The sequence below is a fragment of the Winslowiella toletana genome, assembly GCF_032164335.1.
Taxonomy (GTDB): Bacteria; Pseudomonadota; Gammaproteobacteria; order Enterobacterales; family Enterobacteriaceae; genus Erwinia; species Erwinia toletana_A.
On record NZ_CP134152.1, the window covers coordinates 170,895 to 184,029 of the forward strand.

A 13,135-nucleotide genomic window follows, 5' to 3' on the forward strand; every position below is an offset into this window, starting at 1 on the left:
TATTAATTCGGAGGAACTGATTTGACTACTGATTATGAAAGAAAAAATATTCAGCATGCGATTGGCGAAGCTGCGATTCTGCTGGCCGACGACCGGCAAGTTTTGAGCAAGAATGCGGTGATGGCGAAATTACAGCAACTGGGCGAAGTCGAAACTGATGATCGCCGGGTGCTGGTTTACTGGAATGCGCGCAAGCTGCTGGGTTATATCCGGCAGTCCGCAACCGGTTTTACCCTGCCATCGTATGCTGCACGCGGTAACCATGCCGACAATGATAATGATGGTGCTTCGACTCAGGACAGCTACCACCAGTGGCGCGGGCGCAACGGGCGTTCTGACGAACACAATCGCGGCGATTAGCGCGTAGCTTATCACGCTGGCTGAGAAGCCAGCGTGTTGTTGGCGCAGGTTTACCAGCGATACTTATTGGAGTCTTCCCACTCTTTCAGCTCTTTCTCGGCCTGATCTTTACCGTAGCCATAGCGCTCCTGGATTTTACCCAGTAGCTGCTCGCGTTTACCTTCCACCACCGTCATATCGTCGTCGGTTAAATCGCCCCACTTTTCCTTTATTTTCCCTTTGAACTGCTTCCAGTTGCCGCTGATTCGATCTTCGTTCATGGTGATCTCCTGGGATGTGATCTCGCCGGTCTGGTGAGATGGCTGAGGCTGGTTAGCCTGTGATAAGCTTAGCTGCAGAGTGGGGATTCGCCCTGCCGAAGTGTGATCCCACACGTTAAACCATCAATTATTTTTTTCCTTGAATGTTCAAACAGTGAAAGCCTTGCCGTTGTTGGTCTGCGCCGCATTTTGTCGGTCAGCCTCGGGCTTTTAAACTTTAACTATTCTCGCGGATTTCCGCGGGTTCAGGACATTTCATGCCTCACTTCACGATTGATGTGCTTGCCGACCAGTGCGGCGTGACGCCGGCCAATATCCGCAGCTGGCAGCGTTATGGGTTGCTGACACCGCTGCGCGATGAGCAGGGTCACCGTTTTTTTGAAAGCAGCCACATTGCCCGTATCGCCACTATTGTTTCCTGGCTGCAAAAAGGGGTGGCACTGAGCGACATGCTGGCGCTAATCAATGGTGAAACCTTGCGTGAGACTTCGGGCTGGATGACCTGCCAGCAGCAGCTTCTTACCCATTGCGAGGCGCTCAGGCCGTTAAAGCTGCGGGGGCTTATCTGGCGCTACGGCCGCGAAATTCCGCCGGCAATTTTTGTTGATGAAGTGATCCGTCCGCTGCGTCAGTGGCTGAACGTGGGTAAGCAACCAGAGCTGGATATGCCGCGACTGTTGCTGGATACCGCGCTGACCGAATACGCCACCTTTCTGTTAAGCAGCATGCGCAAACGCCCGGCGGCGAGCCTGATGATTATGGCTTTCAGCCTGAAAGATCCGCTGGATCTGTGGCTGGAGGCGATACGCTATGCCGGTGATGGTTTTCGCGTCGAGGTTTTGAGTGGAGCGGTAGCTAAACCCGATCTCAGTCGGGTGCAGGCCGAGCATATTATGATCTGGAGCGACAGTGCGCTGACGCCCAGCCAGCAGCAGCAATACGACAGTTGGCTGAAAAGTGGTTTATATGTTTTCCTCGCCGGACCGGCAGCAAAAGTAGCCAAAGCACCGCCGAAAAAAATCTGGTTTACCCCGGCAGATGACGCATCTGACGCTTTCAACACCCTTCCTGTCGATAAAAATCGCTAAAATTGTCAATTGATACTGGCGTATCGAGCGTTTGCGACTAGATTTAAGCAACAATCATCTGGCGTGCTGAAGAATACCGCCGATGAGGTCCATTCCTTGTGCTACACATTGCCAGTTTTGCTATCCGCTTCCCTGTCCGGAGCGGATTTTTTTATACCATGGAGAGAACGATGAGTACTCAGCTCACAACGGATGAAGAGCTACGTCTTCATCTGATGAATTCGCAGTCAACGCATACGCCAGGCAGCACCGCTGATATTCTGCACGCGGTTAATCATCAGATCAGCGCATCAGCCAGTAATGTGACGCGTAAAAATCTGCTGGCAGTAATTGTTGAACGGCTGGAAACAGAATCAGATGCGGCCGAGCAACAAGTATTACGTGAAGCGCTGGCGATGTTATTGAGTGCCAGCAGCAAGTAATTGCTGTATTAATGCTGCGCTAATGCATCAGTGAGCAGACTATTCAGTAGCCGATGACTTTCAGACAGGATGAATCTATGCGCTTACTACGTTATATGAAATGGATGTTGCGTGGCCTGGTGGTAGTGATCTCGCAAAATCTCCCGGAACTCAACTACCCGCCGTCGAGTTTTATTATGTATGCCTGAGTTGACAGAAGCCTGCGGCCTTGCAGCAATTTGTTGTGATTTTCACACCAGGTTGCAAAGGCCGTGGCTGCTTTTGTCGTTTTAGCCCCCTGCACGATACGCTGGCTATTCTTTCGAAAAAAAGCTAAAACGGTTTAGCTTTGTTTGACTGAATGCGTAAAAAGGTGAGTTAAAAATGACAAAACGAGTCTGGGTACTTGGCGATGCGGTAGTCGATCTGTTGCCTGAAGAGTCTCTCCGTCTGTTGCAGTGCCCGGGTGGCGCACCTGCTAATGTCGCGGTCGGCATTGCCCGCCTGGCGGGAAACAGTGCTTTTATCGGCTGTGTCGGCGGCGATCCCTTCGGCGATTTTATGCAGCAGGTGCTGAGTGCTGAAGGGGTAGACAGTGTTTATTTACATCAGCTTAATCAACAACGTACCTCGACGGTGCTGGTAAGCCTCGATGCTCAGGGTGAACGTCACTTTACCTTTATGGTGCGTCCGAGTGCCGATCTGTTCCTCACTGTCGATCATCTGCCGTCATTCCAGGCAGCAGAAGGGTTGCATCTCTGTTCTATCGCACTCTCTGCTGAGCCGTCGCGCACTGCGGCCTTTCAGGCGATTAACGCGATAAAACAGGCCGGCGGCTGGGTGAGCTTTGATCCTAATCTGCGTGACGATCTGTGGCCAGATAAACAGCTGATGATGAGCTTGCTCGACCGCGCTTTCCGCCAGGCAGATATCATAAAGCTGTCGCTGGAAGAGCTGGCACTGCTGAGTGAAGGTCAGCAGTCGGAAGCGGCGATCTGCCATTTCGGCGAAAAATATCAGCCCGCTTTACTGCTGGTTACGCAGGGAAAAAATGGTGTGACGCTATGGAAAAACAATCAGTTGCAGCATTTTTCTGCTCCTGAAGTACAGGTGATTGACACCACTGGCGCGGGTGATGCCTTTGTGGCCGGATTGCTGGCGGCGCTGGCGCAACAGCCCGATCCGCTTGATCCCGACGATCTTCCTGCTGCCATTGCGCAGGCACAACGCTGCGGCGCATTAGCCACAACTGCGAAAGGGGCGATGACCGCGCTACCCTACGCCAAAGATCTTCTGCCGGCTTAATAGCTGATGGTAAAAATGCCAACCCGGTCACAATTAGCTAACCGGGTTAGCAAATCTCGTTGCCTTCCTCTTGTTGATTCCAATAATCTTCTTATCGAACCGGTTTAGCCATTCCGCTACATCATCATGGAACTGAACAGACAATGATAAGAAAAAGCCATCTGGCCATCGCCATAGGGTTAACACTTGCAGGCAATACCTCTTATGCCGAAACCTCATTAAGCAGCCTTGAAGCGCGATTAGCGGCGATGGAAAAGCGCTTGCAGATGGCGGAAAAACGTACCGCTGCGGCAGAGCAGCGCGCCAGCGACGCCGAGCAAAATGTGGTGATGCTTCGCCAGCAGGCCGAAAAAAATCAGCAAAACGTTGCCGCATTGAATCAGCAGGCACAGCAGAATCAGCTGGCGACGCAGCAGGTTACCGAACGCACCGCCGCCATTGAAAATAAGACCAATGTGGCGGATGGCTTTGAATTTCATGGCTATGCCCGTTCCGGGCTGATCATGAATGATGCAGCCTCGGCGACCAAAAGTGGCCCGTACCTGACTCCCGCCGGAGAAACCGGCGGTTCGGTCGGGCGATTGGGCAATGAAAACAACACCTATGTTGAGCTGAATCTTGAGCACAAACAGCGGCTGGAGAGCGGTGCCACCACGCGCTTTAAAGTGATGCTTGCGGATGGGCAGGAGAGCTACAACGACTGGACCGGCGACACCAGCGATCTCAATATTCGTCAGGCGTTTGTAGAACTGGGCAGCCTGCCAACGTTTAACGGCGTGTTTAAACATAGTACCTTGTGGGCCGGTAAACGCTTTGACCGCGATAACTTTGATATTCACTGGCTGGACTCTGACGTGCTGTTCCTCGCCGGGACCGGCGGCGGTATCTACGATGTGCAGTGGAACGAATCGCTTAAGAGTAACTTCTCGATTTATGGGCGTAACTTCGGCGATATTGAAGCGATCGATAATACAATTCAAAGCTATATCGTCAGCGCCAACAACTTTGCCGGACCCTGGCAGTTTATGCTGAGTGGGCTGCGCGCCAAAGATAACGATCGGCGCATCAATGTTGCACAGCGTAATGATAAGGCTGGTGACAGCGGGATTCACAGCATGCTGGCGCTGCATAACGACAGTTTCTATGGCCTGCGCGCAGGGCAGTCGAAAACTGCGCTGTTATATGGTCACGGCCTCGGTGCTGAAGTGAAGGGACTGGGTTCTGACGGTAACCTGACGCAGGATGCCAATACCTGGCGTCTGGCAACCTATGGCGTCACGCCGCTGAACTCAACATGGAGTTTTGCCCCGGCGGTGCTCGCTCAGCAGAGTAAAGATCGTTATGTCAAAGGCGATGAGTATCGCTGGGTCACCTTCAATGCCCGCCTGATTCAGGAAATTACTCAAAACTTTGCGCTGGCTTACGAAGGCAGTTACCAGTACATGGATCTCTCGCCGCTGGGCTATAAAAATCGTCAGGCGGTCAACGGCAGCTACTACAAATTAACCTTTGCGCCGACCTTTAAAGTGGCAGATATCGGTGACTTCTTTACCCGCCCGGAAATTCGCTTTTTTGCCAGCTGGATGGACTGGGATAAGTCGCTGGACAACTACGCCAGCAATGACGCTTTCGGCAGCAGTGGATTTACTTCCGGTGGTGAGTGGAACTTCGGCGTACAAATGGAGACCTGGTTCTGATCGAACTCAGGTCACCGCTGTGAACAAAGGGGAAAGGTATGGATGTGAATCAGGTAGCCGGGCAGATGGTTCCGCTGCTGGGTGGTAAAGAAAATATCGCGACGGCGGCGCACTGTGCAACGCGTTTACGGCTGGTGCTGGTGGACGATTCGCTGGTGCAAAAAGAGGAGATTGAAGCGCTGGACGGTGTAAAGGGCTGCTTTAGCAACGCCGGACAAATTCAGATTATCTTCGGCAGCGGCATCGTCAATAAGGTGCATGCGGCCTTTATTCAGGCGGCGGGGATTAGCGAGTCGAGTAAAAGTGAAGCGGCCGATATAGCGGCAAGAAAACTCAATCCTTTCCAGCGGCTGGCGCGGCTGCTGTCGAATATTTTTGTACCGATTATTCCGGCGATAGTCGCCTCCGGCCTGTTAATGGGCCTGCTTGGCATGGTGAAAACCTATGGCTGGGTCAATGCCGACAGCGCGCTGTTTGTGATGCTGGATATGTGCAGTTCGGCGGCGTTTATCATTCTGCCGATTCTGATTGGCTTTACCGCGGCGCGTGAGTTTGGCGGTAACCCTTATCTGGGTGCAACGCTTGGCGGTATTCTGACTCATCCGGCGCTGACTAATGCCTGGGGCGTCGCCAGCGGCTTCCACACCATGAATTTCTTCGGGCTGGAAATCGCCATGATCGGCTACCAGGGCACGGTGTTCCCGGTGCTGCTGGCGGTGTGGTTTATGAGCCTGATTGAAAAGCGCCTGCGCCGGATTGTGCCGGATGCACTGGATATTATTTTGACGCCGTTCCTGACGGTGATTATTTCCGGCTTTGTCGCCTTGCTGATTATCGGCCCGGCAGGCCGGATGCTTGGCGACGGCATTTCGCTGGTGCTCAGTACCCTAATTGCTCACGCCGGCTGGCTGGCGGGTGGAATATTTGGCGGCCTGTATTCGGTAATTGTGATTACCGGTGTGCATCACAGTTTCCATGCCATTGAGGCCGGGTTGTTGGGCAATCCGTCGATTGGCGTTAACTTCCTGCTGCCAATCTGGTCAATGGCTAACGTGGCGCAGGGCGGTGCGTGTCTGGCGGTATGGTTTAAAACCCGCGATGTTAAAACGCGCAGTATCGTGCTGCCATCCGCGTTTTCCGCTATGTTGGGCATTACCGAAGCGGCAATTTTTGGCGTTAACCTGCGCTTTATTAAGCCATTTATTGCCGGAATTATCGGCGGGGCGCTGGGTGGGGCATGGGTAGTGGCGATGCATGTCAATATGACGGCGGTCGGCCTGACGGCGCTGCCGGGGATGGCGATTGTGCAAGCCAGCTCCATTGTTAACTACCTGATTGGGATGCTGATCGCCTTTGGCGTGGCGTTTACCGTTTCGCTGTTACTGAAATACAAAATTGAGGCCAGGTGATGAACGAGCAACATCTGCTGAAGCAAACTCTGCGTGCGGTAATGGCGGGCCAGCAGCGTGCGGCAGCCGATCCGCATCGGCCGATGTGGCATCTTGCGCCGCCGGTCGGGCTGATGAACGACCCGAATGGCTTTATTCAGTTTAATCAGCGTTATCACCTGTGCTATCAGTGGAACCCGCTGGCCTGCGCCCACGGCGCTAAATTCTGGGGCCACTGGAGTTCTGCCGACCTGGTGAACTGGCAGCATGAACCGCTGGCGCTGGCGCCGGTTGAAGCGTATGAAAGCCACGGCTGCTACTCCGGCTCTGCGGTTGATGACCACGGCGTGCTGACGCTGATCTATACCGGCAATGTTAAATTTGAAAATGGCCGCACCGCCTGGCAATGCCTGGCGCGGCTTAATCCACAGGGCGAATTTGACAAGCAGGGGCCGGTACTGGCGTTACCGGCAGGCTACAGCGGCCATGTGCGCGATCCTAAAGTCTGGCGTTACCAGGATAGCTGGTGGATGGTACTCGGCGCGCAGGATGTCGACTTACAGGGCAAAGTGCTGCTGTTGCAGTCTCCCGATCTGCAAAGCTGGACGCTAAAGGGCGAAATTGCCGGCAGCGGGCTGGGCGGGCTGGGGCCGTTTGGTTATATGTGGGAGTGTCCGGATCTGTTCCGGCTGGCCGACCAGGATATTCTGCTGGTTTGCCCGCAGGGTCTGGCGGCGGAGCCGTACCGCTATCTGAATACCTTTCAGAGCGGCTATTTTAGCGGTGAACTGGATTATCAGGCAGGCCACTATCATCACGGTGAGTTTCACGAGCTGGACCACGGCTTTGAATTTTATGCGCCGCAGACCACCGCCAGTGACGATGGTCGTCGCCTGCTGATTGGCTGGATGGGCGTGCCGGATCAGGATGAGTTTTATCAGCCAACCGTTGAGCATGGATGGATTCATACCCTGACCTGCCCGCGTGAACTGAGCTGGCAGGCGGGAAAACTGTTTCAGCAACCGGCGCGCGAGCTGCGCCAGCTGCGCGATACCGGCCGCACTTTTAGCGGCGTGGCGGCTTCACTGCCGGCGATGGATATCGCCAGCGCTGAGATCGATTTTGCGGTGACCGGTGACGTTAGCGCCAGCTTTGGCGGAATTTTGCAACTGAACTGCGATCGGCAGGGTCTGACCCTGACGCGCAATAATCGTCGCACGGGTGACATCGAGCATCGCTACTGGCGCGGAAGCGTGACGCATTTACAAATTCTGTGCGATTGCTCAAGCGTGGAAATTTTTATTAATCACGGCGAAGCGGTAATGTCAGCACGCTATTTCCCTGGCAGCCAGCCGCAGCTGCGGTTACAGGGTAGCAGCACGCTGGCCTTGCATCACTGGAGCTTGAAAAGATGCGTGATAGAATGACGGTACTGAGCCACCATCACTAAGCAGAATGTGAATAAAAGCAAACGTGTCACCATCAATGATATTGCACGACTGGCCGGCGTCTCCAAATCCACCGCCAGTCTGGTTCTTAATGGGCGAGGTAAAGAGCTGCGAGTGGCCGAAAGCACCCGTTTGCGGGTGCTGGAAGTGGCAAAGCAGGAGCATTACCAGCCCAGCATCCACGCCCGTGCGCTGAACTCGTCGCACAGTAATACCATTGGTCTGGTGGTTCCGGAAATGACCAACCACGGCTTTGCGGTGTTTTCACATGAGCTGGAAAAGCTTTGTCGTGATGATGGTTTGCAGCTGTTGATCGCCTGTACCGATGAGAATGCCAGCCAGGAAATTCTGGCGGTTAACAATCTGATTCAGCGTCAGGTCGACGGGCTGATTGTTGCCTCCAGCATGCTGAGCGACGGTGAATACCAGAAAATAAATCAGCAGCTGCCGGTGATCTTATTTGACCGCCATCTTGGCGAATCGTCGCTGCCGCTGGTAATTACCGATGCGATTGAACCTACCGCGAAGCTGATTGAGCATGTCGCCAGTGAAGGCTACGACGAGCTGTATTTTTTCGGCGGCCAACCGCGCATCTCACCTACCCGCGATCGGCTGGAAGGATATAAGCGCGGCCTGCAACGTGCCGGGGTAGAACTGCAACCGGAGTGGGTGATTTATGGTCATTACCATTCCAGCTCAGGCTATGAACTGTTTGCCGATCTCTGCTCGCGCCTGGGACGCGTGCCGCAAGCCCTGTTTTGTGCCGCTTGTGGGTTGCAGGAGGGAGTGCTGCGCTATCTCAGCCAGCATGGCTTGCTGGAAAGTGATATTCGCCTGTGCAGTTTTGACGATCACTATTTATATGATTCCCTCTGTGTGCCAATTGATACCGTGGCGCAGGATGAGCGGCTGCTGGCATGGAACTGTTTTGAGATGGTTACCGACCTGATTAAACAGCGCTCGCCCGAACCGCTGCAGCGCTGGTTGCCACCCTCCATCAGGCTGCGCGCGAATAAAAATCCGCGCTGACGCCTGAATCATTTCACGTCAAAATTTATTGCGGCAAGCAAAAAGCATTTTACATACCGACCGGTAGGTATGTAAAATTCCGGCAGGAACTTTCCTGCCCTGTTATCGGAAATCAATCTTATGAATCTTTTTCTCGCCTGGACGGCCCTTGCGGGTGCCATCGTCATGGAAGTGGCTGGCACCATGTTTCTCGGCAAGTCAGAGCAATTTTCACGTCTCTATCCGTCCCTGATGACGGTGCTGTTATATGGCCTGTCGTTTTATTTGCTGTCACAGGTGCTGAAAACCCTGCCGCTGGCGGTGGCGTATGCCTCATGGGGCGGGCTGGGGATTGTTTTAACCGCAGCAATTAGTGTGGTGGTGTTTAAGCAGCGGTTGGATCTGCCCGCGATTATCGGTATTGCGCTGATAGTTACCGGGGTGGTGGTGGTCAATGGATTTTCTAAAATGGTCGCGCACTGATGAGTGATAAGTCGCAATCGCGCAAACGACAGCCGGAATATGTCCGTCAGCAATTGCTGATCAGCGCCGCGCGGCTGGCGGTAGAACAGGGGCCAGCCAGTGTTACCGTCAGCGCGGTGGCAGAGGCGGCAGGCGTCACTAAGGGCGGTTTTTTTCACCACTTTCCCAGTAAACAGGCGCTGATTGAAGGCCTGTTTGATGAAATTATTAATCAGCTGGATCGCGATATTGACCAGTTTATTGCCGCCGACCCGCAGCAGTATGGCTGCTTTAGTCGCGCCTATATCAGAACGGTTTTTCTTGATAGCCACACCGAGAATAGCTGGGCAGTACTCAGTTTTACCCTTGGCAGCGATAGCCAGCTGACGTGCAAATGGGACAGCTGGCTGAAGAACCGGCTGAAACAACATCAGCAAACCGACAGCGACCCACAGCTGGAAGTGGCGAGGTTAGCATCTGACGGGCTTTGGTTTGCCTGCATGCTGCATCGTGTCGGCACCAGCGAAATGTTTCCACATATGGAAACACGGCTGATTGCCATGACTCTGGCTGCCAGTTAACGGCGGTATTAGCAACGGGAGTACATAATGTTCAGGAAAAATATCGTGTCTGATTTAATCATCTGGATTGATGAAAATATCGATAATCGCCTGAAAATTGATGATTTTGTTGAGAAATCAGGCTATTCAAAATGGCATATTCAGCGGATGTTTCGTGAGGCGACCGGTCAGCCGTTAGCCTCCTACTGTCGCCAAAAAAGGCTGGCTGCGGCGGCGAAAATGCTGTGCAGCCAGCCCGGTCCGATCCTTACCGTGGCGCTGTTACATGGTTTTCCATCCCATGAAACTTTTCATAAAGCGTTTAAGCGCCAGTTTGGTGTTACCCCCGGTCAGTATCGGGAAAATCACCCGCTCGCTTAGCGAGATGACAGGCAATTATTCGTGATAATGCCGCTTTCGCCCCGTCGACTGTCAACCTACTCTAAACCGCCTGGCAGTTCTGTCTCGTCGCTCGCCCTGAAGCATTGACGGCGTGACCGCGACAATTTATTTATAAACTTCCTTATAAACAGGGAGGTTCTGTGCCTATGCAAAAGTGTTTATTGATTTTTCCCGCATGTTTTCTTGTCATATCCTGTAGCCCTTACCAATACGAAGCCAATAGCGCCAAAAAGCCGGTCTGGAGTGAGAACAGGCCGGTAATCTATGTGCCCGACGGCAAGGGTGGGATGAAGAGAGACCGGCGTATGGAGCGGATTCAGGCTCGCGGTCAGCAAGACAATAGTACTGATGGCGGTTGGCAATCTGGCTGGTGAATTACCCGGTGGATTAACGCCACCGGGCAGCAGGCGTTTACAGCCAGTGTCTTAGCAGCGCCGCCGCAACAATGCCAACGGCGACGGTAGAAAACAGTGACAGGCGGCTGGCGGCAATCAGGGTAATCACGATGGCCAGCAGATCGGCTGGGCGATCGGTGACAAAATAGGGCGCAATAACTGAAATCAGTACGCAACCCGGAGCGGCGTCCATCACCGCTCTGGCGCGCGGCCCCAGCTCGCGGTTACGTAAACCAATATAGCCAATCACCCGCGTTAGCCAGGTTACGCTGGCCATTAACAAAATTGTCAGTACCGTGATGCCGCTAATCATGATTTTTTCCCGACAAAAAACAGTGCAGTCAGCATTCCTGATAGCGCACCCACCGGAACGTACCAGGCCCCTGGAATCAGATAATAGGTTGTAGCGGCCATCACCAGGCTGACCATCCACGGACGCGCCGCGCGGAAACCGCGCCACATGCCGCGCAGCAGCACCAGAAAGATCGCCGGAAACGCCATATCAAAGCCCCACTGGCTGATATCGCCCATCAGCGGGCCAAGCAGCACGCCGGAGGTGGTGAACACCACCCAGATGACATAAAGCGAAGCCGATACGCCAGCGTAGTAAGGAATGCTAAAGCTATTTACGATGCCCGCCTGACGGCGTTTAGCCGCATCGGCCATTCCCATCGCCCAGCTCTCATCGGTCATCACAAACAGCGCGGCGAACGCTTTACGCTTCGGCAGATGGCGCAGATGCGGTTCAATGGCGGCACCCATCAAAATATGGCGGCTGTTAATCAGGAAGGTAATCATCATAATCACCAGAATATGGGGCGGATGCGTCCACAGTTCGATGGCGGCGAGTTCCGAACCGCCAGCGAAATTCAGGCCGGTCATCAGCGGCAACTCTATGGCGCTAAATCCTTTCTTCGCCGCCTGCGCGCCAAGCACCAGTGCCAACGGAATCACGCCCAGCAGCACCGGTAAGCTGGCTCTGACACCACGCCAGAACTCTGATTTTTTTGTTATGTTGCTGGCAGCCGGCCAGACAGAATCTGTATCGCTCATATCACCTCCTGAAGGAGCTGAATTATAAGCGTTTTGCTGTGAAATTGGGTTGCTATTATGCCAATATTTCGTTATCAATTGGCAGTTGAATGCTAATTTTTTGCTTAAAATGGAATCTGATGCCATGAACCTTGATCTCACCGATCGTAAAATCCTTAATGCACTGCAACGCGATGGCCGCATGCAAAATATTGACCTGGCTCGCGAGGTCGGTTTATCACCGTCACCCTGTCTGCGGCGGGTTAAGCAGCTGGAGCAAAGTGGCGTGATAAAAGGCTATGTGGCGCTGATTGACGGTGCCAAAGTGCAACGCAACGTCACCATTTTCACCCGCGTCTGGCTGACCCGGCAGGATGCTGAAACGGTGGATCATTTTGCTGCTGAAATTATGAAGCTGCCGGAGGTGGTCGAGTGCCATCTGATGGCCGGGGAGTGTGATTATCTGCTGCGGGTGATTACCGCCAGCCTGGATGATTATCGCCAGCTACAAATTAATCACCTGACGCGCATTCGTGGCGTCTCCAGTATTAAAACCGATATCCCGATGCAGTGTTATAAACAGACCACCGAATTGCCGTTGTTATAACCACTGCTGCCGTTACCTGATGATTAATTACTGTCAGTAATTAATTAAAAATCATTAACTATCAACTGGTTAATCTCGCATTTCCCTTATTTTTTGCAACACTTTAAAAGTTAATAAATCTTTACAAAACTATAACAAGAGCGTGAGATATATCACCTTCTCATGTTTCAGAATTGTAGGTTTCGATGATAACACGTAGGCAGATTCTCATTTCTGGTGCGGCTTTGGGCGGGTTTGCGGCACTGAATCCGGTTTTGTCCTGGGCTTCTCAGCCCGCCGCTGCTTCTGACCAGGGGATGTTCCATACATTATCAAAATTACTCACCGGTCGTACGGCATTAAGTCAGGTGGTGTCTGCCCGCGCACTGCATTGTCTGGTATCCGAAGATGCCGATTTCCTGATAAAAATGCATGCGCTGGTGGACGCGTTAAACACGGCAAATATTAGCGCCGCCGACCAGCTTAATGGTCATCCCATTATGCAAAATCACCTCGCCAGCGAGACGGTTAAAAAAATTGTTTCTGCCTGGTATCTCGGCTTTACCGGCACGCCGGTGTCACTGCGGGCGGTCGATAATACCCGCTTTGTCACTTATACCGATGCCCTGATGTATGCACCAACGCTGGATGCCACGGTTATTCCGACCTATTCGCGTGGGCACACCAATTACTGGACGCAGCCGCCAGCCACGATAAAAAACGATTAATCTTTTCATTCTTTT

The 13,135-nt window shown here is 53.1% G+C and carries 16 protein-coding genes; 13 read left to right on the top strand and 3 right to left on the bottom strand.

Annotated elements, in window-relative coordinates:
* Positions 1-21 precede the first annotated feature (21 nt).
* On the top strand, positions 22-360 hold the full coding sequence (locus RIN69_RS00740) for a hypothetical protein (protein ID WP_313854902.1): 339 nt from the start codon (positions 22-24) through the stop codon (positions 358-360).
* 50 nt (positions 361-410) lie between these two features.
* On the opposite strand, the gene RIN69_RS00745 is transcribed toward RIN69_RS00740, so the two are convergent.
* Positions 411-620 (bottom strand): CsbD family protein, encoded by a 210-nt coding sequence (locus RIN69_RS00745; protein WP_313854903.1) that lies wholly within the window; start codon positions 618-620, stop codon positions 411-413.
* Between the two features lie 257 nt (positions 621-877).
* Here RIN69_RS00745 and RIN69_RS00750 point away from each other — a divergent pair, with 257 nt between their 5' ends.
* The 10 genes from RIN69_RS00750 to RIN69_RS00795 all read left to right on the top strand — a co-directional run bounded on the left by RIN69_RS00750 (position 878) and on the right by RIN69_RS00795 (position 10,358).
* Positions 878-1,708 (top strand): MerR family transcriptional regulator, encoded by an 831-nt coding sequence (locus RIN69_RS00750; RefSeq protein WP_313854904.1) that lies wholly within the window; start codon positions 878-880, stop codon positions 1,706-1,708.
* 170 nt (positions 1,709-1,878) lie between these two features.
* Positions 1,879-2,130 carry a biofilm development regulator YmgB/AriR family protein gene (locus tag RIN69_RS00755; RefSeq protein WP_313854905.1) on the top strand — a complete coding sequence of 84 codons (252 nt, stop codon included), beginning with the start codon at positions 1,879-1,881 and terminating at the stop codon, positions 2,128-2,130.
* A gap of 363 nt (positions 2,131-2,493) precedes the next feature.
* The gene (locus tag RIN69_RS00760) at positions 2,494-3,414 is read left to right on the top strand and encodes an aminoimidazole riboside kinase (RefSeq protein ID WP_313854906.1); all 921 of its coding nucleotides are present in this window, start codon (positions 2,494-2,496) and stop codon (positions 3,412-3,414) included.
* 143 nt (positions 3,415-3,557) lie between these two features.
* Positions 3,558-5,111, top strand: a complete 1,554-nt coding sequence (locus RIN69_RS00765; protein WP_313854907.1) for a carbohydrate porin — start codon at positions 3,558-3,560, stop codon at positions 5,109-5,111.
* 38 nt (positions 5,112-5,149) lie between these two features.
* Complete coding sequence (locus tag RIN69_RS00770) at positions 5,150-6,520, top strand: sucrose-specific PTS transporter subunit IIBC (RefSeq protein WP_313854909.1); 1,371 nt, start codon at positions 5,150-5,152, stop codon at positions 6,518-6,520.
* Complete coding sequence (locus RIN69_RS00775; protein WP_313854910.1) at positions 6,520-7,926, top strand: sucrose-6-phosphate hydrolase; 1,407 nt, start codon at positions 6,520-6,522, stop codon at positions 7,924-7,926. The genes RIN69_RS00770 and RIN69_RS00775 overlap by 1 nt, the downstream gene beginning before the upstream one ends.
* A gap of 30 nt (positions 7,927-7,956) precedes the next feature.
* Complete coding sequence (locus tag RIN69_RS00780; protein ID WP_313854911.1) at positions 7,957-8,976, top strand: substrate-binding domain-containing protein; 1,020 nt, start codon at positions 7,957-7,959, stop codon at positions 8,974-8,976.
* Between the two features lie 120 nt (positions 8,977-9,096).
* Positions 9,097-9,438, top strand: coding sequence for a DMT family transporter (locus tag RIN69_RS00785; protein ID WP_313854913.1), 342 nt, complete (start codon positions 9,097-9,099; stop codon positions 9,436-9,438).
* Complete coding sequence (locus RIN69_RS00790; protein ID WP_313854914.1) at positions 9,438-9,998, top strand: TetR/AcrR family transcriptional regulator; 561 nt, start codon at positions 9,438-9,440, stop codon at positions 9,996-9,998. Before RIN69_RS00785 ends, RIN69_RS00790 begins: the two co-directional genes overlap by 1 nt.
* A 45-nt stretch (positions 9,999-10,043) precedes the next feature.
* Complete coding sequence (locus RIN69_RS00795) at positions 10,044-10,358, top strand: helix-turn-helix domain-containing protein (RefSeq protein ID WP_313854915.1); 315 nt, start codon at positions 10,044-10,046, stop codon at positions 10,356-10,358.
* A gap of 432 nt (positions 10,359-10,790) precedes the next feature.
* Here the strand turns inward: RIN69_RS00795 and RIN69_RS00800 are convergent, their stop codons facing one another.
* Both RIN69_RS00800 and RIN69_RS00805 read right to left on the bottom strand, forming a co-directional pair.
* A complete protein-coding gene (locus tag RIN69_RS00800; protein WP_313854917.1) occupies positions 10,791-11,087 on the bottom strand; it encodes an AzlD family protein in 297 nt (98 codons plus the stop codon).
* Positions 11,084-11,827 (bottom strand): AzlC family ABC transporter permease, encoded by a 744-nt coding sequence (locus RIN69_RS00805; RefSeq protein WP_313854919.1) that lies wholly within the window; start codon positions 11,825-11,827, stop codon positions 11,084-11,086. Before RIN69_RS00805 ends, RIN69_RS00800 begins: the two co-directional genes overlap by 4 nt.
* Before the next feature lie 124 nt (positions 11,828-11,951).
* On the opposite strand from RIN69_RS00805, the gene RIN69_RS00810 reads away from it, so the two are divergent.
* Together RIN69_RS00810 and RIN69_RS00815 are read left to right on the top strand one after the other, a co-directional pair.
* Complete coding sequence (locus RIN69_RS00810) at positions 11,952-12,413, top strand: Lrp/AsnC family transcriptional regulator (protein ID WP_052898203.1); 462 nt, start codon at positions 11,952-11,954, stop codon at positions 12,411-12,413.
* A 185-nt stretch (positions 12,414-12,598) separates the two neighbouring features.
* Positions 12,599-13,120 (top strand): sugar dehydrogenase complex small subunit, encoded by a 522-nt coding sequence (locus RIN69_RS00815; RefSeq protein ID WP_313854921.1) that lies wholly within the window; start codon positions 12,599-12,601, stop codon positions 13,118-13,120.
* Positions 13,121-13,135: the final 15 nt, after the last annotated feature.

Coding starts and splice junctions, on each gene's coding strand:
- RIN69_RS00805 (WP_313854919.1), bottom strand. CDS start 11,827: ATGAGCGATACAGATTCTGTCTGGCCGGCTGCCAGCAACATAACAAAA.
- RIN69_RS00810 (WP_052898203.1), top strand. CDS start 11,952: ATGAACCTTGATCTCACCGATCGTAAAATCCTTAATGCACTGCAACGC.
- RIN69_RS00770 (WP_313854909.1), top strand. CDS start 5,150: ATGGATGTGAATCAGGTAGCCGGGCAGATGGTTCCGCTGCTGGGTGGT.
- RIN69_RS00760 (WP_313854906.1), top strand. CDS start 2,494: ATGACAAAACGAGTCTGGGTACTTGGCGATGCGGTAGTCGATCTGTTG.
- RIN69_RS00750 (WP_313854904.1), top strand. CDS start 878: ATGCCTCACTTCACGATTGATGTGCTTGCCGACCAGTGCGGCGTGACG.
- RIN69_RS00745 (WP_313854903.1), bottom strand. CDS start 620: ATGAACGAAGATCGAATCAGCGGCAACTGGAAGCAGTTCAAAGGGAAA.
- RIN69_RS00765 (WP_313854907.1), top strand. CDS start 3,558: ATGATAAGAAAAAGCCATCTGGCCATCGCCATAGGGTTAACACTTGCA.
- RIN69_RS00785 (WP_313854913.1), top strand. CDS start 9,097: ATGAATCTTTTTCTCGCCTGGACGGCCCTTGCGGGTGCCATCGTCATG.
- RIN69_RS00775 (WP_313854910.1), top strand. CDS start 6,520: ATGAACGAGCAACATCTGCTGAAGCAAACTCTGCGTGCGGTAATGGCG.
- RIN69_RS00755 (WP_313854905.1), top strand. CDS start 1,879: ATGAGTACTCAGCTCACAACGGATGAAGAGCTACGTCTTCATCTGATG.
- RIN69_RS00800 (WP_313854917.1), bottom strand. CDS start 11,087: ATGATTAGCGGCATCACGGTACTGACAATTTTGTTAATGGCCAGCGTA.
- RIN69_RS00815 (WP_313854921.1), top strand. CDS start 12,599: ATGATAACACGTAGGCAGATTCTCATTTCTGGTGCGGCTTTGGGCGGG.
- RIN69_RS00790 (WP_313854914.1), top strand. CDS start 9,438: ATGAGTGATAAGTCGCAATCGCGCAAACGACAGCCGGAATATGTCCGT.